Source organism: Thermincola ferriacetica (genome assembly GCF_001263415.1).
GTDB classification, from domain to species: Bacteria; Bacillota; Thermincolia; order Thermincolales; family Thermincolaceae; genus Thermincola; species Thermincola ferriacetica.
The window spans coordinates 239,611-265,702 of record NZ_LGTE01000002.1; the positions used below are offsets into that span (position 1 = coordinate 239,611).

A 26,092-nucleotide genomic window follows, 5' to 3' on the forward strand; every position below is an offset into this window, starting at 1 on the left:
TCTCCGGTTTTTATTGGGAACTATCCCTACGGGCAGAAATCACATAAACTGGATTACTGCCTTTGAACATATGTTTTATGCCCAGCGGAGCCGCCTTAGAAACAGCAACCTGGGTAATTTCCATTTCTGTAAAACTTCCGGCCTTCAAAAAACTTACCAATTCGGCCAAATGCTCCAACACCAGTACATTAGCCACTAACCTGCCTCCGGGAAGCAAAACCTCTGTTATTCTTGTTAAGATTTCCCGCAGGTTTCCGCCGCTGCCGCCAAGAAAGACCACGTCTGGCCTGGGCAGACCGTGCAGTGCCTGTGGAGCGGTCCCGTGGATTATTTCCACATTTGTTAAACCAAACTTATCTACATTGCGGGAAATCAAATCAATACCGGCCTGCTCTTTTTCTATGGCATAAACTCGGCCTTCCGGAGCACAAATTGCCGCTTCTACGGTAAAAGAACCGGTACCGGCCCCAATGTCGTAGATAATAGAGTTTGGTTGTATTTTAGCCTGGGCCAAGGAAATAACCCGGACCTCTTTTTTTGTCATCGGCACATCGCCCCGGACAAAAAGTGCATCATCCACTCCCGGCGTACTGTAGGGCCACCTTTTTTCATTCATCCGGACCACCAACTTTATGCTCATAATTTACTATCACCATAACACTTCCCGGGTACCCCGGCGATTTGGCCAGGCTTTCCAGGCTAAACTCACGGACAAACTCATTACTGTATGACAAGTTTTGGCACACCCATACCTTTTTGCCCACCACACCGGCGACTATCAGTTCCTGCGCTACCACCGCCGGCGTCAGCCGGTAATCAGTCAGGGTAATAACTTTATCGTGGTTGCGCACCAGGTCAACCAGACCCTTGATTTCCCGGCCATGCACACTGGTAATCACCGCATCATGCCAGGATATGCGCAGCCTGGCACAGGCCAACTGGACAGAACTAATACCCGGAATGACCTCCATCTGTTCAGGAGAGAAATGCCTTAACAAAAAATTTAGAATACCGTACATGCCGGGGTCGCCGGAAGCCAAAACGGCAACTTTCTTTTCCTTTAAGTTTTTCTTGATAAAGTTCACTACATCCTCTAAATTGTTTTTGATAACAAAGGTGGATTTCCCTTCGCCTGCAAAAGCTTCTAACAACCGTTCTCCGGCAACAATTACCTCTGCCTCATCGATGACCTGCCGGGCCAAGGGAGTCAGATAGCTTTCGCTGCCCGGGCCCACACCAACTACCGTTAACAAATCTTCCACCCCAACTTCTTTCCTAATTCACGGGCATTAGCATCATAAGCAACAATATCACCCTGCATGGTAAAGAGAACCGTCCCCACCTGCAGGTCGCCGTATACATATTCTGCCGCCCGGCGGCTGGCAGCATCTGCGATGCGATTGAAAACCCCCAGCAGATTGTTTTCTTTCAATACCTGGTAACCTTCCTCCGCCGTGTTACTGCGCATCAATGTATCCACCACCTGCCGGGAAGCTCCCATCAAAGCTGCATGAGCCGCCAGGGTTTCCAGCCTGGCATCGGCCACCCGGTTATGGGTATGAAAACAGCCGGCCGCTATCTTGGTAAGCTTGCTATGGTGGCCAACCAATATGACGCCTTCAATTCCCTCTTTAACGCAGACTTCCAACATGTAGCCAACAAAGTTGCTCATCTGCGCCACGCAGTCAACGGGCAAGCCCAGCTTTTCCACAGCCCACTTCTCGCCGAGCCGGCCAGGGGTCAGGCATACCGTTCTAAAACCGTTTGCTTTAGCTATGGAAATCTGGGGCGCCAATGAACGTTTAAAGGAGTCTTCGGACATGGGTTCGACAATCCCGGTGGTCCCCAGCACAGACAGTCCATTGACAATGCCAAGTTTCGGGTTAAGGGTTCTTCTGGCCACTTCCTCGCCCATAGGGATGGAAATGCAAACCCTGGCTCCGAAGCCCTCCGGCAGTTCCCTTTTTACTGCCTCCGTTATCATCTGCCTGGGCACAGGATTGATGGCCGGCTGTCCTACCGGAACCTGAAGCCCGGGTTTTGTCACTGTCCCTACCCCTGGCCCGGACGTAATTTCCACACCGGTGCCGGGGATAAACGATACTTCGGCCACTATATCCAGCCCGTGGGTTGTATCGGGATCATCTCCTCCGTCTTTTACCACAATGCCAGTAGCTTTGTCCCCATCCAGCCTTACCGATTTAATTTTAACCACCAATTCCTGGCCGGTAGGGTTTACAACCTTGTAAAACTCCAACCTTTCTCCCCTGCTTAACAGCGCTGTTGCAGCGCCGGCCGCGGCAGCCGCCGAGGCTCCTGTTGTAATTCCGCAACGCAGGGCGATGTTGTGGCTTTTTTTGCTTATTTCCCCCACCCCCTATAAGCGAAAATAACCCCAGCCTTCAACTGAGGTTATTAACTGATCAGATAAAAAAACAGACTCTGATCTCGTCTCCCAGCCTTTCACTCGAAGGTTTGACGGCAGACCGGAACAGGCAGGTCTCCTGGCTCACAGTTCATAGTCCCCTTGCGCCTTCCCGGGCAAACCGCTCAGTGGCAAAATGCAAGGTTTCTCCCTGTTACAGTGGCGGGACCGCGTTGGAATCTCACCAAACTTCCCTTTTCAACTCGTAAAGAGTCACCTGTTCCTGACTATTAAATTGAAAACACATTCTAATATTAAGTTCTACCACAAAAGAAAAATTCCTGCCAAAGTGTAATTATTTTTTGAATATCAAAGAAATCATGCTTTGAGGTAAAATTGTGGATAACCTCAAAGCATGATTTCCGGATATCAACAAAAGTATCCCTGAGGTTTGGGCAGAAACTTTTGTTCTTATTCTAAATTTCTCTGTCCGTGTTTTGGTCTTTGGACCTGCGCTTTTGTATCCTGATATCAGTATCAACCAACAACCGCACCACCTGGCACAATTGGACTATGCGGGAAGTGGTCCGATCACCCAGGTGCTGTTCCAGTTCAGCCAGGTCCAGATTAGTTGTTATAACAGTGGGGAGTTGGTTATTTAACCTGTAATTTATTATTGAGTAAAGTTTATTCCTGGTCCATTCTGTATAATTATGCGCACCAAGGTCATCCAGGATAAGATATTTTACCTTCCGGGCCGTGTCCAGCAGTTCCTGTTCTGTGACATCGTGAACTCCATTGTCATAAGTTGCCCGTATTTCATCAAGCAGGTCCGGAACAACCAGAAATAAAAGTTCTTCACCATGCTCCAGTAAAGCATTGGCGATACAACAGGCCAGGAATGTCTTGCCACTACCCACATTGCCGGTAAACATGATACCGTCCGGGCGTTCCCCCTTCAGCGCCCTGTCAACAAACTGCCTGGCCAGCCGATAAGCGATAGCCGCATTTTCGTAATAAGAACGCCCACGGGTACTATCGTAAGAATTTTTATCATAATAGTTGGGGTTGAACTGGCTAAAGCTGCATTTCAGCATGGAAAGGCTTATCTTGGCGCTCTTAATTTTGGCCAGCAGACTTCTCTGTCTCATACACTGGCAGGGAACAGCGCTCTCTCCGCTCTCAGAGATAATTAAACCCCGGTCATGGCAAAGGGGGCACCCCCCTGTCTGCACATTGTTGACCGGAGCACTTCCATTACCTGGTAGATTGATATTTTTTTCCTGTCCAGGTTTGCGTAAATTCTCCAGGACAGAATCAACCTTGTCCATTGACATCCTCCTATTTAAACAATGACAATTCTACACACTGGTGAAAAATTTCTCTTTTGCATTGAAACATGCGAGACATAATCAAAGATATAAAAGACGGAATTTATCCTTCGCTTTCTGCTCAGCTTCACCCTGTTTGCCCCTTTTTCCCTTACTTGCCTGACGTTGCCGGAAGTTATTTTCATATTCCAGAACAGCTCTGACAGTTTTTAAATTATTTTTTTGCCACTCCAGCAAAATACTGTCTATATATTTAAAATTATGTTTGCCCATGAATACGGCTCTTTTTAGTGCCTCCAGAATCAATTCCGAAGAACCGTGAAAATCTTCCAACCAGGTACCGATTTGTTCCAGCTCCATAGGAGACATAGGCCGGCCAAACTCCTTTTCAAAGGTCTTGCAGACTTTGGCATATTCCGTCTTGGCAATGGTGGTAGAACTTCTTGTCTCCTTTAATTCCTTTTCTTTTAAAGCCTTTTTCATCTGCTGCAGGCCTTTTACTTTTTCACAGGCCCAAAACTCCGAGATCTTTTCAAATAAGGGTTCCAAACTATAGGTAGACATTACGTCGCCCGTTTCTTCATCATAATAATAGCAGACAGATATAATTTCTTTTTCTATCAAACCGGCCAGGTCGCTCTTTAATTTAAAGGAATCTCCGGTCATACACTCCGCCAACTGGTCAAGGGAAGGAAAAGGCTTATTATCAAAGGATTTTAACCTTAAAAGCTGAATAATCAGCATCATTTCGCTGTCAGTTACGCCTATCTTGGAATAATACTTTAACACCAAATTAGGTATGCTCGTATAACCCTGGGAAACCAGATCGTTACCGAAAGATGCAGTAATGTTCCCCTTTTTTTCTCCGCCTAACCGCATCTATGTAAACTCCCTTCCAGCGCATAAATTTATTTAACGATTTAACAATTATAAAATCTTGGTAATAAATATTGTTTTTTCTTCGCTTAAGTCTATCTGCCGTGGATAGTCGAGCCGGTTATTGTTTTTGTCGTAACATATCTTGACTATCGGCCTGGGCGCTGAAGTTTTCTGTACGTTCACAACTACCCCGATTTCACCGGTGCTGAGTTTGACCAGACTACCCAGGGGATAGGCCGATATACTGCTGGTAAAGGCTTTTACCACCCGCACATCAAAATAGAAATTTCCGGCGCCATAAAGATATTCCATGGCCTCATGAGGCAGGTACTTTTGTTTGTACGTGAGACCTCTGATCAAATCATCATAAACATCAGCTGTTTGCACTATCCGGGAAAAAAGGTCGATATTATCGCCGGCCAGCCTGTTTACATAACCGCTGCCGTTCCACCTTTCATGATGATATAATGCTACCTTGGCTATGGGTACGTCAAACCCATGTTCCCGCAAAATACGGTAGCCTTCTTTTACGTGTGCCTGAAACATTTGCGTTTCCTGCGGCGTCAAATCTTCTCTTTTGGCCAGTATCTCAGGCGGAACCGCTTTCTTCCCGATGTCATGGACCATTGCCCCAATGCCAAGCATATATAGCCGGTCAGGCGTAAATTTTAACGCGGCGCCAACGATAAGGGACAAAACGCATACTGTTATGGAATGGTCCAGCGTATCATCATCTATAGTGCGCAAGTCCAGAAAAAGCTCGTGTACCTCTTTTGTTTCCATTATCTTGGCAATTGTCTCCGCTACCAGTTCGTATCTAAACTGCGCATCCTCCAGCCGGGAACCACACAGGTCGGCAGGTATAACAGTTCCAAGAATTCTGAGTGCCTGGGTATGTACTCGGTTGGTTAATACTTCGTTGGGGTCAATAGGAATAGTATTTTCATCATTGACACATACCCGGGGAACCTGCATTTCCATTAATCGTTTTATAAGGTCCGGGGTCAACTTGGTGCCTTCCGCTAACAGAACTTTGCCACTTGCAGAATAAACCGATTCCGCAAGAATCATATCCGGTTCTAACTGGTCAACCTTTAATTGTTTCATCGATTTCCCTCCAACAATGTACAGTTGACAAACCTTTTGCCAATATGACTGAATTCTACATGTTGTGGCAAAATCCTGCCATTCTTTTCAGAAGTACCAATATTCCGATTTTTTCTAAAACATTATTTACCGTGGCCATTTATCTTGTTACATCACTCGATAATACTGGAACAGCGCCGCTCAAAGGTGGATAATTTTAATCCCATACCCTCCAGCAGCAGCACAGCCTCTTTAATACCCCGGCCCAATTCACTGATTCTATGACTGTCAGAGCCCGTCGTATATACAGAAACCCCGAATTCTTTTGCCAATAAAAGAATTTTTTTACCCGGATAAAATTCATTCTGGCCATGCTTTAAGCTTGACGTATTTATTTCCATCCCAATATTTCTTTTAGCCATCTCCTCAAGCACGGGTTCCACCAAACCTTCGTGGGCGTTTTCCACATCTATACCGAAGAATTTCAATCCATGCCGCCTGTACAAGTCCATGTGCCCTACAACATCAAAAAGACCTGTCTTCACCCCTTCCAGTAAAGTCGTGAAATACTTACGCACCACATCTGTCAACTGTTTTCCCGGGAAATAGTTATAACTCTCGCGGGCTGATGAAATGGCTACGTGATCTACACAATGTACAGACCCGATAACAAAATCAAAAGGATACCTGAGTACCCTGGCTATGGCGTCCTCCAACCCCAAATCATAGCCCACTTCCAAACCGTTCTTCACCTTTAGTCCCATCGGCGCATATTTATCCTGGGCCCGGACAATTTCTTCAAAATAACTGTCCAGCCAGTTCCCGGTCATGGGCGCCAAGGTACCGCGGCAGCGGACCAACCAGTCAAGATGTGCCCTTTGCGGGTCGCATTCAAAATGGGTCGTAAAACATATTTCCTTTAAACCTATTTCCAGGGCCTTTTCGCAATAGTTTTCGATGGAATAGTCGTCTGCGTCTATGGAATAATTGGGATGGACGTGATAATCAGCCAGGTAAATAGTTGAGCCCTCCCCGAATAATTTCAAATCTGCCGCCGTTTTTATATTCTCTGTTTCCATCCATCTTCCTCCTGTGAAAAATCAGCAAAAAAAGCGATGCCTCAAGCAACACCGCTATATTTCCCTACTGCTCTTGCTATTGTTCCGGTAATCCGTCACAATACTGCTTTATTCCTACTGCTATTGCCCGGGCTAACTTTTTTCTTCCTGCATAACTCGACAGTACTTCCCGGTCCCGTGGGTTCGTCAGAAAGCCTGTTTCCACCAAAACAGAGGGCATTTTGTCCCAGGCTATGACCGACAATCCTTTTTCCAGCATGTTGTTATCAGCGCCCCAATACAGGTTCAACTGCTCTTGGATATTGGAAGCCAGTCTCATATTGTTTTTGTTGAATTGAGTATAATACACTATGCCTCCCGAAGCCTGCTTGCTGTTGTTAGCGTTGCTATGAATACTTATTAATATATGGCCCTTCTCTTCAAGAGCAAATTCTCTTCTCCTCCGCAGGTTTTCCATCCACTTGACGTAACTCATTTTCTTGTCCGGCACCAGCGGCCCCTTTTCCTCCCTTGTCAGTACCGCTTTCGCTCCCATTCCTTCCAGTTCCTTTTTCAGTTCCCGGGCCAGGCTAAGGTTAATATCTGCTTCCTTCAGTGAGCCGACCATGGCCCCGGGATCTGCCCCGCCATGGCCGGGGTCAATTACAATAACCTTGTTTTTTATTCCCCGGTGATACATTTCTTCCTGCCAAGCGTATTCCCTGTATTTATTTAAGCCAATCCTGCAAATAGACAAAAGAAAAATAACACCGACAACCCACACCGGGAATGTCCGCCTTACAAAGCTCATAATAAATCAGTCCTTATGCGAATTAAATAGCATTAAATTACCGGCGCAAAGCGCCGGTAAAGCTTTTCCCGTTAACCCACATTTTTAAATTTATTTGACGGAGCGCCGCATACCGGGCATTTGTCGGGAGCGCTGCCCTCATGAATATAGCCGCAAACTTCACAGACAAAATAATCAGTATCAGCCTTCTGCTCCAACAAAGCCAAAGCCTTTTTATAAAGCTCAGCGTGTACCTTTTCTGCTTCATTGGCCAGTTCGAAGGAGCGTTTTGCCTGTTTGGCCCCTTCAGCATCAGCTTCTTTTATAAAACCGGGATACATTTCGGTAAATTCGTAAGTTTCTCCGTCAATGGCTGCCTGCAGGTTTTCCGCAGTAGATTTTATTCCCTCCAAAGCCCGCAGATGGCTGTGGGCGTGAATTGTCTCTGCTTCAGCGGCAGCTCTGAACAGTTTGGCCACGCCGGGATAACCTTCTTCATCGGCTTTCTTGGCAAAAGCCAGGTATTTACGATTGGCCTGGGATTCACCGGCAAAGGCTGCCTGTAAATTTTTTTCTGTACTCATTCTGATTCCCCCTTCACTTTTTTCTTTGACCTTTTGTTTATGGTAACATGTTCCACCCGCAAAGTAAACTGTCTTATTTCAATTTGATAAGAAATTCGACAATAAAAATATTTTAAGCAGGCTTTGCCTGCAATATTAACTTGTTTTAACCAATTTCTCCCTGAAAAAATCAAGTTTTTCTGAAATCTTGCCGTACCAGGCCGCGCTTTGAACCTGTAAAATAAAAGCAAGCGTAACAATCAAGCCGGCTTTAGGTCCGAATGTTGTGACGGCCAAACCCAAGGCCAAGGACAAATTGCGCATCACCGTCCCGTAAACCACCGTGATAGCATCTTTCCGGTCCATAAGCATCCGCCCCGTCAGGGTGCTAATAAGGTAGTTAAGTAAATAGAAAACAGATAAAACAATTAAGCCGGTAAAAATAACCGTCGGGTTAGAAATAATCATCCTGGCCTTCATGCTGATACTGGAAAAAATAACAAACAACATAGCCCAAACACTTAAAGCTGGGAAAAAAGGTTTAACCTTTTTCTGAAACTGTTCCTGGGTCATGCGGGTCATCAAGAATTTATGAGTAATGTTGCCCAAAATTAACGGAATGAAAACAATTACAGAAATTGTCAGGAAGGTTTGCTTAACATCTACCTGTACCAATTTTCCAACCATTGCCAAGAGGTACCAGGGAGCCAACAAAGAACCGATCAGTAAACTGACGGCCGTTATCTTTACTGCAGCCGGAACGTTACCTTTATGCAGCATTGTCCAGGAAATAGTCATACCGCTGGTGGGCAGTAAAGACGCAATGGCCAATCCGGCAAACATCTGAGGTTCACCGGTCAGAAAAGTCAGACCCAAAAAATATGCAATCAGCGGAATGATAGCAAAATTAATGAGTACAGTAGCTAAAAGAACTTTGGCATGAGACAGGTCGAAGGCCTCTTTCAACTTGAACCCAATCATAGTAGGAAAAATCATAAGAAACGTAGCCAGCAGTATATATTGTTTAAGAAAAGAAGTGTTGTAGACGTAACCCGTTAGAAATCCCAGACCTAAAACGATAGGAATAACAGTAGTTAAATTGTTGGAAGGCCAAAGAAAAAATCGTTTCAATGTGTTCATTGATTAACCTCCTCATTATACCCCCATGGGGTATTTTGTGAATATAATACCACCTGCCCTTTTCTTTGTCAATAAAAAATAAGTATATAAAAAAAGACGGCCTTACGACCGAAATTTTAAATGATGATGCAAATGAGCCCGCCGCTTCCGTCATTGACAATTCGCTGCAACGTCTCCTGCAGCTTGACCTGAGCGTTTTCGGGCATTCTATGCAGCTTGTTTTGAATGCCTTCTCTGACCAGGTCATGAAGCGACTTGCCGAAAATATTGGACTCCCAAATTTTCTTCGGGTTTTCTTCAAATTCGTTAAGCATGTAACGTACCAGTTCTTCACACTGTTTTTCGGTACCGATAATAGGGGTAATCTCTGTGGTAATATCGGCCCTGATGATATGTAATGACGGAGCGCTGGCTTTCAGTCTTACGCCAAAACGACTGCCCTGCTTAATCAATTCGGGTTCTTCAAGGTTCATTTCATCAAGTCTCGGAGTTACAACGCCATAGCCGCTTTCTTTAACTTCCTCTAATGCAGAAGCCACTTTTTCATATTCACGCTTGGCGTGAGCAAGATCACGCATAAGCCTTAACAGGGTGTGTTCTCCTTCGATTTCAAAACCGCTTACCTCCTGAAGGATCTGGTAGAACATTCCTTCAGTTGCATCCATATCAATAGTGGCCATACCGGTGCCCATATCCATTGACCGGAGATTAACCTCACCCACAAAATCGTATACGCTCAACTTCTCGATAGCTCCGTCTATATCACGCAGTTTTTGTACGTCCTGTATCGTTTCACCGACGGCCTCCTCAAATTTTGTCCGCAGCCAGTGGGTTTCTTCCAACTCTTCTATCCACTTCGGAAGAGTTATATTTACCTCATTAACAGGGAATTCATACAAGATTTCTTCCAAAATGTCCAGTATGTCCTGCTGGGTCAGTTGGGCTACGTCCATGGGCAGAACCGGTACCGAATATTTTTCTTCCAGCGAAAAGGCCAGGTCCTGGGTTTCCGGCGCTTTGGGCTTGGTGGAATTAAGTAGGACTACAAAAGGTTTATCAAGTTCTTTCAGTTCCTCTATAACTCGCTCTTCAGCCGGTATATAATTAGCCCGCGGTATTTCGGTAATAGTCCCGTCAGTAGTTACTACTACCCCGATGGTGGAATGATCGGTGATAACTTTTCGCGTACCGATTTCTGCTGCTTCCTGGAAGGGGATTTCTTTGTCAAACCACGGGGTGCGTACCATTCTGGGGCCTTCGTCTTCTTCATACCCCAAGGCTCCGTCCACAGTATAACCAACACAGTCAACTACGCGCATCTTGACTTTTAAGCTGCTGCTGATAGGGATTTCTACCGCTTCATTCGGGATAAATTTAGGTTCTGTTGTCATAATAGTTCTGCCGCCTCCGCTTTGCGGCAATTCGTCTCTTGCCCTTTCCCTATCATGTATATTTTTGATATTATTTATCACCACCAAATCCATGAACCGTTTAATAAATGTAGATTTCCCGGTTCTGACAGGCCCTACTACGCCAAGGTAAATATCACCTCCGGTCCGTTCCGCCATATCACGAAAAATATCTAACTTCTCCAATCCACACACTCCTTTCTGTATATATAAATGAAACCCAATCCGGTATTATTGAATCCCTCATCCCTCCCCCGCGTAAAACCACCGTTACTACCAATGTAATAAAATGAATTCGGGTGAAACTTTTTCCAGTTGTACACGTTAACATTATATATATATGAGACTAACCCCTTAATATGACGGAGGCAAAATAAATTTTTTGGTGCAGGCAAAAAAACAGGGTATATTAATTCCAAATTTGGAATTAATATACCCTTATAATTTAGGAAATGGTTTACCAGTCCGGATAGGTCGAACTGATTACGTCTTCTATCTCGTGCTTCTTTTCCCGGGTCATGAGCTCATAAACTGCTTCCCGGGGATTACGCCCTTCGTACAACACTTCGTAAGCCTTTTCCGTAATCGGCATGACCACGCCCTGTTCACGGGCCAACTGCCAGGCGGCCCTGGTGGTGCGGAAACCTTCTACCACCATTTTGACACTTGCAATAGCTTCCGGCACACTTTTCCCCCTGCCTATGGCCAGGCCGGCTTTCCTGTTCCGCGAATGGGGGCTCGTACAGGTGACAATCAGGTCGCCGATACCCGTTAACCCTGCAAAAGTCAAAGGGTTTGCGCCCAATTTCACCCCCAGGCGGGCAATCTCGGCCAGGCCGCGGGTAATCAGGGCTGCCTTGGAATTATCGCCAAGGCCCAGTCCTTCTGCCACCCCGGTGCAGATGGCAATGACGTTTTTGAGGGCTCCGCCAATTTCCACCCCGACTATATCCGGGTTTGTGTAGACACGAAAATTAGGCGACATAAAAATGTCCTGTACCTTTTCAGCTATCATGCGTTTGCGTCCGGCAGCCACAATAGCCGTAGGCATCTCCCGCCCCACTTCCTCGGCATGGCTGGGGCCGGTCAGGACAACGAAATTATCCTGCAGCGTACCACCTGTTTCCTGTTCAAATACCTGGCTCATGCGTAACATGGTATTTTCTTCCAGCCCTTTAGCAGCATTAACCACTATTTTGTCTCTATTCAGATAAGGTTTAATTTGCCGGACTACTTCCCTCACCGCATGGGATGGTATACCCAGCAATACAATACCGGCCTTTTTGACACTTTCCTCCATATCTCCATGCACATAAATTCCGGACGGTACTTTAACGCCGGGCAGGTAAGCGCTGTTTTCCCCGGTTTCCCTTATTTCTTCAATCTGTTCGGGATTATTGGAGATTAACTCGACGGTGTGCCCGTTTTTGGCCAGTACAACAGCCAGCGCTGTACCCCAACTTCCGGCACCGATCACAGCAATTTGCTCTGGCATCAGCTCTCCCCCTTTTATTTCGGATCGACTTTCTGACCGATTTTGTATTCCTGTCCGGCCATCAACTTCCTGATATTGGACTTGTGCCGGATCACCACAAACCCTGCGGCGAAGGCACCAAAGACAACCATTGGCAGAGGCTCCTGATAGGCCAGCATGGCTATAGGCACACTGATGCCGGCCAGGATAGATGACAGGGAAACATACCTGGTAAAGGCCAGGGTTATCAACCAAACAGCCAACGCCGTTAAAGCAACTTTGGGCGCCAGTATAATTAACACACCCAAGCCCGTCGCCACCAGTTTACCGCCGCGCAACTTCAGAAAGATTGAAAAGCTATGACCCAGCATGGCCGCAATACCGCCAAGTATCCCCCACTGAATGCCGTATTTCAGTCCAAGGTAAGTGGCAAGCATACCCTTGCCCGTATCACCCAATAAGACGACAGCCCCATATAATGGTCCGGCCACCCGCAGGACATTGGTAAAACCTATATTCCCGCTGCCGTGTTCCATAATATTAATGCCTTTTCCCAGCTTACAGACTATGTACCCCACCGGAATTGACCCCAGCAGGTAACTCAGCAACAACACGGCAAATTTCAATTTTTCAGTCCTCCTTCCGCTTTTTAATGACCATCCGTATAGGAGTCCCTTCAAAACCAAAGGTAGCCCGTAGTTGATTTTCCAGGTACCTCTGATAGGAAAAATGCATCAATTCCGGATCATTCACAAATATAATGAATGTCGGAGGCTTAACTCCGGCCTGAGTAATGTACAGGATTTTTAGCCGGCGCCCCTTATCGGAAGGCGGCGGATTCAGGCGCACCGCCTCCTGAACCAGATCGTTCAGGTTACTGGTGGATACCCGCATAGCGTGCTGTTCCGCCACGTAATTAACCAAATCCAATATGCGCGGCACCCTTTGCCAGGTAAGGGCGGACACAAAAATAACGGGCGCGTATTGCACAAAGCCAAGCTCCTGCCGAATTTCTTCCGTATACCGTAAAGTGGTTTTGTCGTCTTTTTTAATTAAGTCCCATTTATTTACAACCAGTACCATGGCTTTACCCGCTTCGTGGGCATACCCGGCAATCTTTTTGTCCTGTTCTGTTACTACCTCCTGAGCGTCAATCATCATCAGTACTACGTCAGACCGATCCACCGCTTTTAATGACCGCAGCACACTATACCTTTCGGTAGGTTCATCAATTTTTCCTTTCTTTCTCATCCCCGCCGTATCAATAAGCAGATATCTTTGGCCTCCCCTTTCAAAATAGGTGTCAATGGCATCCCTGGTGGTTCCGGCCACATCGCTCACTATAACCCGTTCCTCACCAAGAAGGGCATTAACTATCGAAGACTTGCCCACGTTTGGCCTGCCGATGACGGCAATTTTAATCACATCGTCGCCATATTCCTCAGCAGCATACTCAGGCAAGTGTTTAACAACTTCATCCAGCAAGTCGCCAACATTTAAGCCGTGACTTGCCGAAACCATAATCGGGTCACCCAGGCCAAGCCTGTAAAAATCGTAAACATCCATGTTGCCGGTAAAATCCTCGACTTTATTGGCTACTAATATGACCGGTTTTTTAGTGTTACGCAGCATCCTGGCCACTTCTTCATCGGTCGCTGTAAGGCCGCTTCTGGCATCAACCACAAACAGGATAACCTCGGCTTCCTCGATGGCCAGCCGCGCCTGTTGGAGTATCAAATCCGACATAGAACCTTTATCGTCACGAAACTCTATGCCCCCGGTATCAACCAGGGTAAATTCTTTATCCAACCAGACAGCATCTTTATAAATTCTGTCTCTTGTTACCCCGGGTTTGTCTTCCACAATAGCAATTCGGCTACCGGCTATACGGTTAAACAGGGTAGACTTGCCTACATTAGGCCGGCCAACGATAGCAACAATAGGTTTAGCCATCACGTTCCCTCCTGTTGAATAAAACATCCAAAAACCCATCCAATCCATTTGAAATATCGATCAAGGAAACTTTTATCCCCAATCGCCTTTCCAGGTCCTGCGGGGTAAGGTCATCTAAAAAGACCGCTTCTGTCTTTTTACACATAACAGAAGGAATGACCAGCAAATCTCCGGACAAATCCCTTTCCCTGAAGGCATGAATAATATCGGACCCGGTCACCAGGCCGGTTACTGTTACAGCTCCGCCAAAAAACCTGTTTTGTACGGAAAAAATGTCAATCCAGAGCCCCTTCACCTCATTCAGCTCTTCTATCATGGGTTTAATGGCCTGTTCCCCCAGGATGCCCGTTGCCAATATAACCTTCCTGGGTGGATTTATTTTATCCGGAATATTCTTCCGGGCCATTGCAATGTCTTCGTATAACAGTCTGACCATGCCTACTCCGTTTTCCAATTGGGCAAAATCATCATAGTGCTCCGATGGCGGAATTGGCATCTGTGCCTTCAGGTAAAACTCATCGGATAAATAAACCAGGGTTTTGCCTGTTTTTCGGCGCAACTCCTGTTGGCGGGAATTAATACGGTTAATCAGGTCTCGCGCCTCTTCCGGTGTCACCGTTCTTAATTCCGTGAGCCCAGCCCGATGGCCGGTAAGTCCCACAGGTACAATGGCTACGGATTGAACGGCCGGCCAGAAGCCGGTTAAATCGTCCAGCGTTCTATCCAGCTCAGCGCCATCGTTGATACCGGGGCAGAGGACTATCTGGGTATGCATCTCTATTCCGGCATCTGCCAGTTGTTGTAACTGCTCCATGACCCGGGCCGCTTTTTTGTTGCGCAGCATTTTTACCCGTAAATCAGGGTTGGTTGTATGAACAGAAATGTACAGAGGACTTAAACGCATGTTGATTATCCTCTGCATGGCTTCAGCCGTAAGGTTGGTCAGCGTTACAAAATTACCCTGCAAAAATGATAGCCTGTAATCATCGTCTTTTATATATAAACTCTTTCGCATTCCTGCGGGCATCTGATCAACAAAACAAAATACACACCTGTTTTGGCAGGAAATAATGCCGTCAAAAGTAGCCGTTTCAAAACCCAAACCCAAATCTTCGTCAAACTCTTTATCGATTTCTATAATCCATTCTTCTCCACTTTTTTTTAGGACTTCAATTTCCAAAAATTCATCAGTCGTTAAAAATTTATAGTCTATTAAATCAGTTACAGGATTCCCGTTGACGGACCTGATAACATCCCCTTTTTCTAAACCTGCTTCCGCAGCAATACTGTCCGGTTCCACATAATTTATAAGCGCTCCCTGTTTTTGCATTGGTTGGCACCTCCTGGCCGGTTGCTCTTCATCATTATCTACCAAGAAAAAGAATAAGTCAAGTAAGCTTAATGCAAAGAGGACTGCACTTCCTTAACCAGGCCGGCAAGTTTTTTGTAATTCTTTTTTATTCCCAGTACGTAAAAGAGGAGGCCTAGTTTACCAGGAAACTGCCGCCCCCACTTGGTCAGATAATTATTTGCGTCAGTAGCATCAACCAGCAGGTATTGATTGTTTTTACCGTAGATTTCCATCAGGTCCTTAATGGTTTTTATCAACAAGCTTTTTTCCTTTTTAATTCCCAAAGAATATACCATGTTGCCCCAGGCATCCCGGCCTATATAGTAAACGGGGCCTCCTTTCTCTTTTTGCTCTTTACTAAAAAAATACAGCCTTCCCAATTCTTCTGGTGCCGGGAACCTGTCAGGCGAAATTATTCCAACATGAAGCGCCGCAGCAACCGCTGAAGCGCCTAATCCCGTTGAACAATAATATATGATTTTCATTCCCCCCTGTTCCCCCTTATTTTGTGAATCCCTTGCAATATACGCCTGCCAGTCTAACTACAGATTTCGGGTAATATTTTTTTTATTTGCCGCTGCTATTTGCACCTTTACGTTTTGGACCAAACTAGCAATTTTCAAATAGGAATACTGGACTCCTTTTACAATTATCGGTCTGCCGATACTGACCAGCTTTAAGCGCCGGGACGTATATCCGCCCACTACCATCTTCCAGTTTACGTATGGCATACAGTTAACGAGGTGTATGTCATCAGCAAACTCAAAAAGTTCAGCTAAGTTCATGATTATACTTTCAAATTCTTTATGGGTATTTCGCCGGCCTATGATGTATATTTCATTGTCATATTCGTCAATGCCCATTAACCGCAAATGGCCGTGGTCTTTGTTTACCTGCCTATCGAAATATGGAACCTGCTCCAACTGCTCCCGGGTGGGTATCCGGTCAACCGGAAGTATACCCACATGTATTGCGGCAGCTGTAACAGATGAATGAGACCCTCCAAAGCAATGATAAATTATTTTCAGCCTTATCACCTACCGAGGTTTATTAATGCCGGACAATAATATAGACCCCGTTGCCCATATCATGCACCATTGCTTTCAGCACCTGGGCCAGAGTACTTGCTATACGGCTTAATTCCTCCTGGTCAGAAGCAAAAAAAATGGGAATATCGCCCCCCACCGCTTCCTTGTTCATGGTTACCACAGCCAGAAATTTTTCCCTGGATATAAGGCATCCCTCCTTAGTCTGCTGCCATTCTACCGGCCCTGGTTTTCAAAGGCGCTCGGCGGGCACTTTCTAAAACCGGAACCCTGTTCACAGCAAACAAAAGGCTCTCCATGTCTTTTTCAGCCGGCACAATAAAAAGGGCTATGGCGCCTGTATCCACATTTTTCCTAAGCATCGGGGTAAATTCAGGTACATCAACATCCTTTTTCACGCCCAAGATGGTCGCTGCTACGTGAGCAATGGCCTGTCGCTGTCCCATATTATGCAAAGTAGCCCTGGCGTTATCATGTTTGGGCTTAATTAAAACCCCCAACCCGTCCCTTAATATTTTTTCCCGCATATGGGGAAGGCCGACGTTCATGATATCAATGTCCGCAACCTGCAACAAAGCTCCTTTGAATTTTAATTCAGCGGGCACTACTTCTGCGATATCACCTATAACCCGGCCTTTGGACAATACTATGGAGATTATAATAGAAATTCCCCCGGCCAAGGCAGCAAGATAGACTGAGTGTGTAAAAAAGTGCGTTCCGCTTGCCACAAGTGCAGTAACCATTACCAGGTAGTTACGGGATTCAAATACTCTGGCTATTCCTTCTATATAATCAAGACCTCTTGGTACCAATTCTGCTTCTTCTAGAGCAGCGAGACTTTCCCGTTCCATGTTGCGAATTTCCCGAAACTGCTGGGCGGCTAAAGCCAGGAAAGTTACTGCAGCAAATTCCTTTTCTGCGATTGCTGGTATGGCTATAGTTCCAATAGCTGCGGCAATGAAACCGAGGGAAATATGGGTAACATATCCATGGGGGTAACCGGGATACTGTCTGTAATCGGACCTAAGCATTAATATTCTTGCCAAAGTTCCGAAAATTAATCCAACTGCATAGGTTACCCCGTACTGAATCACAACTCATTCCCCATTTCAATTTCATCACGTATATGAGTTCGGTATGTCAAGAAATTAGTGTTTATCGCTTCTGTTTATCTTTCGGATCCTTCGTTCCATCTTGATTGGCAGCTTCCTCTGTTTTTCCGTCACCAAGATAGTTGGCAAATTCCGTCTTTGTTATTTCACCCAGTTTGGATTTGACCCCTTTAACACTGCCTGTGCTAATAAAGAGAAAGACTGCCGCTCCTACCAATACTATACCCAAAATCCACGCCAGAGTAGTCCATGCACTCCTGGATTCGGGCCGGGTGTCCGACAGAGGATTTGTTATACCTCCGGGAGCCTTTTGAGCCGCCTGCAAATTCAGTACCCTAGGCAGGGCTTCCGCAAAAAGGGCTGCTCCGTTTTCGGCAAAAAACCTTGAATTGGTATGAGTTCCAACCTCAATAAGCATAGCTTTTGGCCCCAAATCCTGGTTGTAATTGCCATGGCCGATGAATATTTCTTTAATTAAACCGGGCTTTGCTCTATCCACATATGCTTTAACTTTTTTGGCAAATTCCAGGTTTGTTGCCATATTGGGGTTCTGCCGTCCCACCACTAAGCGCAGTTTGGTGACATCTTCACCGTCAATTTTATCATTATAATAGTCAGGATCCGGAACTCCGTCGCGGTGTACATCTATCAAAGCGATGGGCCTTTTTTTCAGAAGTTCGACGGCTGTTCTCCGGGACCTGTGATATGCCATTGAATCATGGGGCTCGTGAGACGTCTTGTCATTAACGACACTTACTCCTTTTTTGAGCAGCTCTTCAGCCAGGGCAGTTCCTACTTTCATGACGCCGCCCCGCCCGGGAATAGATTCGCTTCCGTCGGTGGGCACATACGACTCGTCAGAATGCGTATAATAAATACCTATCTGGGCTTTCTTGTTACCCTGAACAGCCATTTCACCTCTCGCCACAGGTAGAGTAGCATATTCATCCCATTCAGGTTTCCATACCACACCTTTGGCCATTCCCAACTTCCTGGCCATGGCCCGGTTTCCTTTTACATTTATGACCTCATATTCCCGGTTGTCTTCGGTAATAATTTTGTCCCCGCGGTAAACCTGCCGGGATATTTTATCCAGTACTTCGTTGGTTCTTTCATCTACAATGGTGATGTATTCCCCTACTTTTAGCTCTTTTTCCCATATCTGGCCGATACCCAGTTTTTCGGCAACGGTATAAGCAACCATCGGCCCATGGGTATCAATTATGGTCATAGCGATAGCGTAACTGATAATGCTTAAACCTAAGCCAAGCAACACTATGCCCCATATCAGGCGCAGGTTTTTCCAGTTATTCATGTTGATCCCCCTTTTTATCGTCCTTTTGGTCAGACCCCGTTTCTTCCGGCTTGACGCCCAAAGCATTGGCGTATTCGGCGTTTTGCAGGGATTTCAAAAGCTTTTTGGGTCTGCCTTCGGAAGCTGGGCCGCCCTGCAACCGCTCCCTTGTTTCGCCGATTAATTCTGCCAAAAGGACTGCCACAATGCCGGCCAATACGATAGAATCAAAGGCGCCTGCTCCGCCTATAAAGACCCGGCCGGGCGTCCCTGTAGTCCGCAGATAAAAATAATTGATGATGTCAAGTGATAAAACGCCTAGAGTCGCCGCCACAAAAGCCGCTCTTCTGGAACGTCCCGCTATATAGGCGATGATACCGGCAATTAAGGGGTAAATATAAACCGAGTTCAGGAAACCTAAAGAACCTTCTATAGCGCCTCTGGTAGCTATACTGAAAACATAATAGAGCGCTCCGCCCGTTATTACGGAAGCTACCAGCGCCCTGACCCACTCCCTGGAGGTTCCGGCTTTAACCAGCAGATATATACATAAGCCAAGCGGTATTAATCCTCCACCGACATTAATACTGGTCGGTACTGCACCGGGAATGGGTATGTTGATAAAACTTCCTACAATCATGGCGCCGATTACAGCCAATGCTGTTTTGTCCGATATGCGCAACCTGTCCAGTACCCGGTGAGCCAGACCAAAGTAAATCAGTACGGATGAAACGATAAGAATCAATACTCCTATTGGAAATCTGGGCATAATGAACTCTCCTTTCACTTTTCAACCTTTTACCTGTAAAGTAGGTTTCCCCTGGTAGCAGCTAAATATACCCAATAAGAAAGGGCCTTTAACCTTAAGGTTAAAAGCCCAACTATAGTAAGCAATCCACACGTTTTCCCCCGGCGTCCTACTCGCTGGCCGGTTCCACTTCATCCTCCTTTTTATATTCTTTTTTGAACAGCCCCCCGAAGACATCGCCTAGGGTCGGGCCCGGTTCGTTATCCTGGTTCTGCAGCATTTCTTTTATTTCACAAGCCTCATTGTTCTCTTCAACTTCTTTCATGCTTAAACTGATGCGTTTCTTTTCCGCATCCACTTCAATTACTTTGGCTTTGACCATATCTCCCGCCGAGACAACTTCCGAGCAATTGGCCACCCTGCGATTGGCCAGTTGGGAGATGTGAACAAGACCGTCAACCCCCGGTTCCAGTTCCACAAAAGCGCCAAAGGGCGCCAAACGTACCACTTTTCCTTCTACTATTGACCCTACTGGGTACTTTTCGGCAACAGTATCCCAGGGGTTGGGCAATACTTTTTTGAGGCTCAGTGATACTTTCTCGGTATTTTTGTCCACATCAAGAATGAATACCTCAATTTGGTCACCTTCCTTGACCACCTCGGAAGGGTGTCCCACCCTGTACCATGCCATTTCAGAAACGTGAAGGAGTCCGTCAATACCTCCGATATCAACAAAAGCGCCGAAATCTGTCAACCTTTTAACAGTACCTTTCACAACCTGTCCCGGCTGCAGGTTTCTTAAAGTTTCCGCCTTTTTCGCCTGCGCCTCTTCTTCCAGAATAGCTTTACGGGACAGGACCACCTTGCGGGCATCCCTTCGCAATTCGATAATCTTAGCCTTTAACTTCTGGCCTAAATACTGGTTTAAATCTTCCACATATGACCTCTCAACCAAAGAGGCAGGCATAAATCCCTGGACGCCCAAATCCAGCAGCAAACCGCCCTTGACAACTTCCCTGACAGTACCTTCTACAGGAGTCCCCGAATCAAATGCTTCTTCCAGGCGTCCCCAAGTGAGTTCAGCATCGGCTTTCCGCTTGGATAAAATTATTTTGCCTTCATCATCCTGGGCCTTCAGCACAACTACCTTCACCTGGTCCCCTACTGTGAACAATTCCTTCAGGTTATTATGATTGCAGCAGGAACTTTCTCTTAGCGGAATAACCCCTTCCGATTTGCCGCCTACATCAACCATAACCTCGTCATCGTTCACCTGCACCACAGTACCAGTTACCATATCACCGGGGTGAAAAGCTTTAAACTGCAGAGCTTTTTCCATGTTCATCCCTTCATCCCTGTTGGTCATCTCTTCCATCTTTCTCTTAACCTCCTCGATAATCCAGCCCGGAGTTGACGCTCCAGCCGTCAGCCCCACTTTTTTTGCCCCTTTAAACCAATCCTGCTGCAATTCCGCAGCCGTTTCTATATGATAGGTCGGGGTTCCTGTTTCTTCACACAGGCGGGCAAGTTTTTTTGTATTGGCGCTGTTCCTGCCGCCTATCACTATCATGACATCTACTGATTCTGCCACATTAATGGCCGAATCCTGCCGTTCCCTTGTAGCATGGCAAATAGTATTATGGGCTACTATATCAGTGCCTTTATTTTGCAAAATGCGTACGGTTTCTTCAAAATTTTGTTCGGGCTGAGTTGTTTGGCAGACAACTCCGATAGGAGATCCTGTTTCAATCTTTTCTGCTTCCTCCGGATTTTCCACCACAACCCCCCTGTTACCGGTCCAACCGATAATGCCGGCTACCTCTGGGTGCTTCTTATCACCAATCACCACCACCAAGCGGCCTTCCGCCTGCATTTTCTTAGCCAATTCCTGCGCCTTTTTTACAAAAGGGCAGGTGGCATCGATAACCTGTAGTCCTTTGCTGGCAGCCTCTTCCAGTACATCAGGCGCCACGCCATGGGAGCGGATAACCAAAGTGCCTTCATGAATGTCAGACAGGTCTTCGGCTACTTTGATGCCTCGTTGTTCCAACTGCTGAACAACTTGCGGATTGTGAATAAGCGGCCCCAATGTATAAATAGGCCCGGCATGTTCTTTAGCAGTTTTTAATGTAATGTCCAATGCTCTTTTTACTCCAAAGCAGAACCCTGCTTTGGGAGCCAAAATAAACTCCAAACCCAATCACTCCTAGGCCGTTTTTAATAATTGCCGAATGTTATTCATTATATCTTCACTGATTTTATCAATTTGTTCTTTATCCAGTTTTTCATCATAATACTGGTCCAGATAAATAGGTTTTCCAATAATGGCTTTCATTTTCCTGAACTCCCGCGTACCGGACAAAGCCACCGGCAGTATGGGGGCTCTTGCCCGCAGAGCCAGCATAACTGCGCCCGCATTAGGTTTGAGTATTTCGCCGGTTATGTTTCTTGTACCTTCGGGAAATATTCCGAGCACCTCTCCTTTTTTAAGAACTTTCAGCGATTCAACAATAGCGCTTTTCGCCGTTCTTCCCCGTTTGACAGGAATTACACCGAGCTTTCGCAGTAACCAGGCCAGCAAAAAATTCCGGAATAATTCATCCTTGGCCATAAAATGTACTTGTCTGGTTAAAGCGGTACCCAAGGCTAATGGGTCCCAATTACTGACATGATTGGATACCACGATAACAGGGCCGCTGGGAACCTGGTTCTCACGCCCAATTATTTTGAATCCGGCGGCTATTTTTAAAAACGCCAAAACCAATACCCAGGCCACACGGTAAATCAAGGTTTGTCCCCCTCTAAAACGCGCGAAATTATCAGGTCAACTACCTGGTCGGCCGTAATGTTCGAAGTATCAATTAATTCTGCCTCCGGAACCCGCGTAAGCGGGGCCATTTCCCGCTGCGAATCCTTACGGTCGCGCTCGATAATTTCCCGGGTCAACTGTTCCAGGCTTACTTCAAACCCCTGCGCGAACAGGTCTTTCTGCCGCCTGGCAGCCCTAATTTCCGGAGAAGCCGTTAAAAAAAACTTAAAATCGGCATTGGGTAACACATAGCTGGCAATATCACGGCCATCCATAACAGTGCCCTGGTTGGCAGCCATTTCGCGCTGCAACTTCACCATTGCATGCCGTACGCCCGGTATGGCAGCCACTTCGGAGACATTGTTGGTCACCAAAGGGGTCCTGATCGCTTCACTGACATCCTGACCGTCCATGATAACCCGTTGGTTACCCTTCTCATCGTAAACAAATTTTATATCAGTATTTTCCGCCAGCTTCACAATAGCATCAACATCGGAAAGAGCTACCCCCTGGTTCAGCGCCTTAATGGTTACGGCCCGGTACATAGCCCCCGTATCAATATAAATATAATTCAGTTTCTCGGCAACCTTTTTGGCTACAGTACTTTTCCCTGCCCCGGCGGGCCCATCAATGGCTATGACTTTCTGGTCCTTCATTCCATTCCTCCTTTTGGGCAAAACATAAAATTTAATTCGACATCCGCGGGGGTTTTTCCTTTTCTCCACAACAGGTTTTTCCTGTACTGACAAAGGTTTTGCATAAAATCCTTTTTTCAGTATTTTAATCGGTTTCCTCTCATATTATTTCCAATGGGAATGAATAGCCGGCCAGTACCGGAAAAGAAAATTCCGTGCAGGATTTAGTTTCTCCGGTATAGAATTTTCGTTATAACAACTTTAGGAGGTGCAGTCAATGCGAGAGTGTAAATATACTGAATTTTTCAAATACATTGTTTCGACTCTGGCAATCGCATTCATTTTTTTGGCTGCCGGTTGCAGCAGTTCTGCGGATAGTTTGTTGGAAAACTCTCTTGAGACCATGAATTCCGATGTCAGTTCATATAAGTTTAACGGTATAGCAATAATGAACATGGGAGGTCTGCAGGGCTCAGGAAAAATAAAATACGCAGGAAGTTTTAAAGCCCCCGGTCAGTTATACATGAAAACGGACCTGGGTACTATGGACCAGACCCAGAACATGGAACTATATGTAAACAATTCAGGCAAAGTCTTTACCAGAGTAAGCGGAACAGAATGGCAACCCTATTTGGCCCCTCCTAATTTAAGTAATTTTCAGCAACCCGGTCAAAGTCAAAATGCAGCGCAGATATTAAAAAATCTCGCCGCCATCGCAGGTCCGTGCGAAATTGCAGGGTCTAAAAAAATTAACGGCATTGAAACTTCCGTTGTTAAAACATCCGCTGACCCCGATAAGCTGAAAGCATTAATTTCCAAACAGCTTACGATCAACTCCCACGCCTCAGACGAACAGATAGAAACCATCAAACAGCTCATCAAGGGTATGACTATTGTTCAGGAGTACACTCTTTATGTTAACCCGGACACCAATTTTATACACCGGGTGGATCTCAGGCAGAAAACCGGTTTGAAAATGGGTGAACAGGAAATAAAAATCGTAGCCGATATGACCTTCAATTATTATGATTTTAACAAACCGGTGGATATGCCCACTATAGAAGGGGCCGGAGAAGAACAATAAATCAGAAAAATAATGGTTTGCAGGGAAACCCAGGATTTTGTCGAAATTTATTCCATGCTTTATTCATTGCATGGAAAGCCTGAGCCAGGCTCTCGGGAATTCCGCAAAAGGCATTCGGCGTACCAACCGGTTCCAGGCACTGAATGGTACGAAGGGTGCTTTTTTGTTTTTTACGGGAATACCATGCTAAGACGGATTTATATTTACAGACCAGGAGGTTTTTTCATGTCCTCAGATGTAATCAAGTATTATGGGCATACCCTGCTGGCCAACACAAAAAAGTTTTTTAAAGAACTGTTTGCCAAAGGCCCAGATCAACTAAACATTAAAATTTATGAAGATATAATTGTCATGCAGTTCTCCGGAATTTTAAGAAAAGTGGAACTGGAACTTTGGGAGTGGCAACACACTGATACGATTACAGCCTATCGAACAAGCTTATTTGAACTCAAAAAAAAGGGCTTTATTGCCATGGTAGAAGAGACTGTCGGCAGGGAAATTGTCCACCTCACCTTCCACCTGGACATTCCAGATAATTCGGCAGTCTGCTTGGTAATTTTAAATAAGCCTTTATAACTTTGTTGTATTTTGAAGGATTTTGTCCTTTATTGTTGAATATTATTACCAAAATAAGTATGTGTTAGTTTTGGTAATGTGCGACTGACAAAAGCAAACTTGTCGAAAGACAGTGACGCAAAGCTATGGGTCTAAGGCACAGCAGCAGTTGGCAACCATATGATTTTGCAACTGCCCGGTTGCTATGACCGCAGGGCTGCCAACTCTGGAAATTGGCCTGTTTGCCCTGCAAGCAGGCTTTAAATGTTTAGGGAACACAGTACAAAGTTACCGGATTCCCAGTTGTAAAACATCCACGGTTCCAACCGGCCCTTTTTGGGGCTGAATGGTACCGAAGGGTGTTTTTTGTTTTTTGGGGTAATTTACTTAGAAAATTTTCATATGAAAGGAGGTCCCATCTCACTGCAAGGTTGACTTTAATTTCCTGTAAATTGCCCTGATCTAATATTACTATCTGCAAAGGGAGGAGAGAAAAATGAAGTTAAAGCTGATGGCAAAAATTTTACTGGGTTTTGTAGTAGTGTTAGTTCTACTAGCAGGAGTAGCCGCGACAGGTCTATTTGGTCTGAAAAACCAGGAGAAAGAATACGGCTATGTACTGGAAAAAAGACTTCCGGTTACGGTAGCTTTGATGAAATTGGACAGCCTTATTCAAGAGGAAATTGTTCAGGTACGGGGTTTTATGATTTACAGAAAAGAGAACAGTGTAGAGGAACTGAAAAATAATAAAAGTGAAATAGATAAATTGAAGATTCAGACAAAACAGTTACTTACCACAGCAAAGGGAAGGGAACTATTTGAAAAAATCACTGAAGCTGAAGAAACTTATTATAGTAACGGCTTAAAAATTATTGATTATTACCGAGTACATAACGATGCGGCAGCCCAGCCATATATCGACGCTGCCGCCAAAGCTATTAAAGAGTTCAAAGCAGCCTCGGCCGAACTGATTGCGTTAAACGATAGTCTGATAACAGAAAACGTTAACACGGCCAAAAACGCAACCAATACTGCTAAAGCAGTAACTTATAGCGTATCTGCTGTGGCTTTGCTTCTGGGCACATCAATCGGCATTTTCTTCGGCAGAAGCATATCAAAACCGGTAATAACCCTGACGAACGTAGCCGGTGAAATTGCTCAAGGTGATCTGACAGTACGCGTACCCGATATCAAATCCGGCGATGAAATACAAGCTCTCGGCAGCGCCTTCAAAACCATGGTAGACAACTTGAAGCACATTATTCAACAGATAAATACCACCAGCCAGACCGTTGCTGCCACCAGCGAAGAATTAGCATCCAACGCAGAAGAAGCGACCAAAGCCACCCAGCAGGTGGCCCAGACCATAGAACAAGTGGCTAAAGGTTCTACCGAACAATCCAAAAACGT

Annotated in this window: 27 protein-coding genes and 2 riboswitches; of the genes, 3 read left to right on the forward strand and 24 right to left on the reverse strand. The window is 45.7% G+C overall.

Going from position 1 to position 26,092, the window contains the following annotated elements; translation table 11 throughout:
• Positions 1 to 10: 10 nt before the first annotated feature.
• From cbiT to cmk, 24 genes are all read right to left on the reverse strand, one after another.
• Positions 11 to 616 (reverse strand): precorrin-6Y C5,15-methyltransferase (decarboxylating) subunit CbiT, encoded by a 606-nt coding sequence (gene cbiT, locus Tfer_RS02890; protein ID WP_052216802.1) that lies wholly within the window; start codon positions 614 to 616, stop codon positions 11 to 13.
• Positions 609 to 1,262 carry a precorrin-6y C5,15-methyltransferase (decarboxylating) subunit CbiE gene (gene cbiE, locus Tfer_RS02895; RefSeq protein WP_242843542.1) on the reverse strand — a complete coding sequence of 218 codons (654 nt, stop codon included), beginning with the start codon at positions 1,260 to 1,262 and terminating at the stop codon, positions 609 to 611. Before cbiE ends, cbiT begins: the two co-directional genes overlap by 8 nt.
• Complete coding sequence (gene cbiD / locus Tfer_RS02900) at positions 1,247 to 2,374, reverse strand: cobalt-precorrin-5B (C(1))-methyltransferase CbiD (RefSeq protein WP_083436737.1); 1,128 nt, start codon at positions 2,372 to 2,374, stop codon at positions 1,247 to 1,249. The genes cbiE and cbiD overlap by 16 nt, the downstream gene beginning before the upstream one ends.
• A gap of 103 nt (positions 2,375 to 2,477) precedes the next feature.
• Positions 2,478 to 2,661, reverse strand: a riboswitch (cobalamin riboswitch).
• Between the two features lie 180 nt (positions 2,662 to 2,841).
• Positions 2,842 to 3,696, reverse strand: coding sequence for an ATP-binding protein (locus Tfer_RS02905; protein WP_083436738.1), 855 nt, complete (start codon positions 3,694 to 3,696; stop codon positions 2,842 to 2,844).
• Positions 3,697 to 3,777: 81 nt separating this feature from the next.
• Positions 3,778 to 4,575: a DnaD domain-containing protein gene (locus Tfer_RS02910; RefSeq protein WP_052216804.1), complete on the reverse strand. Its 798-nt coding sequence runs from the start codon at positions 4,573 to 4,575 to the stop codon at positions 3,778 to 3,780.
• A gap of 48 nt (positions 4,576 to 4,623) precedes the next feature.
• Complete coding sequence (locus Tfer_RS02915; RefSeq protein ID WP_052216805.1) at positions 4,624 to 5,682, reverse strand: HD-GYP domain-containing protein; 1,059 nt, start codon at positions 5,680 to 5,682, stop codon at positions 4,624 to 4,626.
• 152 nt (positions 5,683 to 5,834) lie between these two features.
• Positions 5,835 to 6,740, reverse strand: a complete 906-nt coding sequence (locus Tfer_RS02920) for a histidinol-phosphatase (RefSeq protein ID WP_083436739.1) — start codon at positions 6,738 to 6,740, stop codon at positions 5,835 to 5,837.
• Between the two features lie 76 nt (positions 6,741 to 6,816).
• Entirely contained in the window at positions 6,817 to 7,530 is a 714-nt protein-coding gene (locus tag Tfer_RS02925) for an N-acetylmuramoyl-L-alanine amidase family protein (protein WP_083436740.1), read from the reverse strand.
• Positions 7,531 to 7,601: 71 nt separating this feature from the next.
• On the reverse strand, positions 7,602 to 8,093 hold the full coding sequence (locus Tfer_RS02930; protein WP_052216807.1) for a rubrerythrin family protein: 492 nt from the start codon (positions 8,091 to 8,093) through the stop codon (positions 7,602 to 7,604).
• A gap of 135 nt (positions 8,094 to 8,228) precedes the next feature.
• A complete protein-coding gene (locus Tfer_RS02935) occupies positions 8,229 to 9,212 on the reverse strand; it encodes an arsenic resistance protein (RefSeq protein ID WP_083436741.1) in 984 nt (327 codons plus the stop codon).
• Between the two features lie 116 nt (positions 9,213 to 9,328).
• Positions 9,329 to 10,807 carry a stage IV sporulation protein A gene (gene spoIVA, locus Tfer_RS02940; protein WP_052216808.1) on the reverse strand — a complete coding sequence of 493 codons (1,479 nt, stop codon included), beginning with the start codon at positions 10,805 to 10,807 and terminating at the stop codon, positions 9,329 to 9,331.
• A gap of 271 nt (positions 10,808 to 11,078) precedes the next feature.
• Positions 11,079 to 12,116, reverse strand: coding sequence for an NAD(P)H-dependent glycerol-3-phosphate dehydrogenase (locus tag Tfer_RS02945; RefSeq protein WP_052216809.1), 1,038 nt, complete (start codon positions 12,114 to 12,116; stop codon positions 11,079 to 11,081).
• A 14-nt stretch (positions 12,117 to 12,130) separates the two neighbouring features.
• Entirely contained in the window at positions 12,131 to 12,721 is a 591-nt protein-coding gene (gene plsY, locus Tfer_RS02950) for a glycerol-3-phosphate 1-O-acyltransferase PlsY (RefSeq protein ID WP_052216810.1), read from the reverse strand.
• A gap of 4 nt (positions 12,722 to 12,725) precedes the next feature.
• Positions 12,726 to 14,048 (reverse strand): ribosome biogenesis GTPase Der, encoded by a 1,323-nt coding sequence (der, locus tag Tfer_RS02955; RefSeq protein ID WP_052216811.1) that lies wholly within the window; start codon positions 14,046 to 14,048, stop codon positions 12,726 to 12,728.
• A complete protein-coding gene (locus tag Tfer_RS02960) occupies positions 14,041 to 15,423 on the reverse strand; it encodes a DUF512 domain-containing protein (RefSeq protein ID WP_282432043.1) in 1,383 nt (460 codons plus the stop codon). The genes der and Tfer_RS02960 overlap by 8 nt, the downstream gene beginning before the upstream one ends.
• A 23-nt stretch (positions 15,424 to 15,446) precedes the next feature.
• Positions 15,447 to 15,884: a DUF3189 family protein gene (locus tag Tfer_RS02965; RefSeq protein ID WP_052216813.1), complete on the reverse strand. Its 438-nt coding sequence runs from the start codon at positions 15,882 to 15,884 to the stop codon at positions 15,447 to 15,449.
• Positions 15,885 to 15,941: 57 nt separating this feature from the next.
• A complete protein-coding gene (locus tag Tfer_RS02970) occupies positions 15,942 to 16,436 on the reverse strand; it encodes a DUF3189 family protein (protein ID WP_052216814.1) in 495 nt (164 codons plus the stop codon).
• A 13-nt stretch (positions 16,437 to 16,449) separates the two neighbouring features.
• Positions 16,450 to 16,608, reverse strand: coding sequence for a capping complex subunit for YIEGIA (locus Tfer_RS16690; protein ID WP_013120453.1), 159 nt, complete (start codon positions 16,606 to 16,608; stop codon positions 16,450 to 16,452).
• 37 nt (positions 16,609 to 16,645) lie between these two features.
• Positions 16,646 to 17,539 (reverse strand): YIEGIA family protein, encoded by an 894-nt coding sequence (locus Tfer_RS02975; RefSeq protein ID WP_013120454.1) that lies wholly within the window; start codon positions 17,537 to 17,539, stop codon positions 16,646 to 16,648.
• Positions 17,540 to 17,600: 61 nt separating this feature from the next.
• A complete protein-coding gene (gene spoIIP, locus Tfer_RS02980) occupies positions 17,601 to 18,872 on the reverse strand; it encodes a stage II sporulation protein P (RefSeq protein ID WP_052216815.1) in 1,272 nt (423 codons plus the stop codon).
• The gene (locus Tfer_RS02985) at positions 18,865 to 19,620 is read right to left on the reverse strand and encodes a DUF1614 domain-containing protein (protein ID WP_052216816.1); all 756 of its coding nucleotides are present in this window, start codon (positions 19,618 to 19,620) and stop codon (positions 18,865 to 18,867) included. The genes spoIIP and Tfer_RS02985 overlap by 8 nt, the downstream gene beginning before the upstream one ends.
• A 148-nt stretch (positions 19,621 to 19,768) precedes the next feature.
• Complete coding sequence (locus Tfer_RS02990) at positions 19,769 to 21,793, reverse strand: bifunctional 4-hydroxy-3-methylbut-2-enyl diphosphate reductase/30S ribosomal protein S1 (RefSeq protein WP_152908946.1); 2,025 nt, start codon at positions 21,791 to 21,793, stop codon at positions 19,769 to 19,771.
• Positions 21,794 to 21,805: 12 nt separating this feature from the next.
• Positions 21,806 to 22,387, reverse strand: coding sequence for a lysophospholipid acyltransferase family protein (locus Tfer_RS02995; RefSeq protein ID WP_052216817.1), 582 nt, complete (start codon positions 22,385 to 22,387; stop codon positions 21,806 to 21,808).
• Entirely contained in the window at positions 22,384 to 23,064 is a 681-nt protein-coding gene (gene cmk, locus Tfer_RS03000; RefSeq protein WP_052216818.1) for a (d)CMP kinase, read from the reverse strand. Before cmk ends, Tfer_RS02995 begins: the two co-directional genes overlap by 4 nt.
• A gap of 256 nt (positions 23,065 to 23,320) precedes the next feature.
• On the opposite strand from cmk, the gene Tfer_RS03005 reads away from it, so the two are divergent.
• The 3 genes from Tfer_RS03005 to Tfer_RS03015 all read left to right on the forward strand — a co-directional run.
• Positions 23,321 to 24,127 carry a DUF6612 family protein gene (locus Tfer_RS03005; RefSeq protein WP_052216819.1) on the forward strand — a complete coding sequence of 269 codons (807 nt, stop codon included), beginning with the start codon at positions 23,321 to 23,323 and terminating at the stop codon, positions 24,125 to 24,127.
• A gap of 225 nt (positions 24,128 to 24,352) precedes the next feature.
• Entirely contained in the window at positions 24,353 to 24,703 is a 351-nt protein-coding gene (locus Tfer_RS16460) for a Na-translocating system protein MpsC family protein (protein ID WP_013120461.1), read from the forward strand.
• An 82-nt stretch (positions 24,704 to 24,785) separates the two neighbouring features.
• Positions 24,786 to 24,907, forward strand: a riboswitch (cyclic di-GMP riboswitch).
• Between the two features lie 271 nt (positions 24,908 to 25,178).
• On the forward strand, positions 25,179 to 26,092 hold a 914-nt coding region (locus Tfer_RS03015; protein ID WP_152908947.1), incomplete at its 3' end, for a methyl-accepting chemotaxis protein.

Excerpts from the sequence above, each read along its gene's own strand:
- Tfer_RS03005 (WP_052216819.1), top strand. The coding sequence starts at position 23,321 with ATGCGAGAGTGTAAATATACTGAATTTTTCAAATACATTGTTTCGACT.
- Tfer_RS02985 (WP_052216816.1), bottom strand. The coding sequence starts at position 19,620 with ATGCCCAGATTTCCAATAGGAGTATTGATTCTTATCGTTTCATCCGTA.
- Tfer_RS02930 (WP_052216807.1), bottom strand. The coding sequence starts at position 8,093 with ATGAGTACAGAAAAAAATTTACAGGCAGCCTTTGCCGGTGAATCCCAG.
- cbiT (WP_052216802.1), bottom strand. The coding sequence starts at position 616 with ATGAATGAAAAAAGGTGGCCCTACAGTACGCCGGGAGTGGATGATGCA.
- der (WP_052216811.1), bottom strand. The coding sequence starts at position 14,048 with ATGGCTAAACCTATTGTTGCTATCGTTGGCCGGCCTAATGTAGGCAAG.
- Tfer_RS02915 (WP_052216805.1), bottom strand. The coding sequence starts at position 5,682 with ATGAAACAATTAAAGGTTGACCAGTTAGAACCGGATATGATTCTTGCG.
- cmk (WP_052216818.1), bottom strand. The coding sequence starts at position 23,064 with ATGAAGGACCAGAAAGTCATAGCCATTGATGGGCCCGCCGGGGCAGGG.
- Tfer_RS02905 (WP_083436738.1), bottom strand. The coding sequence starts at position 3,696 with ATGGACAAGGTTGATTCTGTCCTGGAGAATTTACGCAAACCTGGACAG.
- spoIIP (WP_052216815.1), bottom strand. The coding sequence starts at position 18,872 with ATGAATAACTGGAAAAACCTGCGCCTGATATGGGGCATAGTGTTGCTT.
- Tfer_RS02925 (WP_083436740.1), bottom strand. The coding sequence starts at position 7,530 with ATGAGCTTTGTAAGGCGGACATTCCCGGTGTGGGTTGTCGGTGTTATT.
- Tfer_RS02920 (WP_083436739.1), bottom strand. The coding sequence starts at position 6,740 with ATGGAAACAGAGAATATAAAAACGGCGGCAGATTTGAAATTATTCGGG.
- Tfer_RS02965 (WP_052216813.1), bottom strand. The coding sequence starts at position 15,884 with ATGAAAATCATATATTATTGTTCAACGGGATTAGGCGCTTCAGCGGTT.
- Tfer_RS02935 (WP_083436741.1), bottom strand. The coding sequence starts at position 9,212 with ATGAACACATTGAAACGATTTTTTCTTTGGCCTTCCAACAATTTAACT.
- Tfer_RS16460 (WP_013120461.1), top strand. The coding sequence starts at position 24,353 with ATGTCCTCAGATGTAATCAAGTATTATGGGCATACCCTGCTGGCCAAC.
- Tfer_RS02945 (WP_052216809.1), bottom strand. The coding sequence starts at position 12,116 with ATGCCAGAGCAAATTGCTGTGATCGGTGCCGGAAGTTGGGGTACAGCG.
- Tfer_RS02910 (WP_052216804.1), bottom strand. The coding sequence starts at position 4,575 with ATGCGGTTAGGCGGAGAAAAAAAGGGGAACATTACTGCATCTTTCGGT.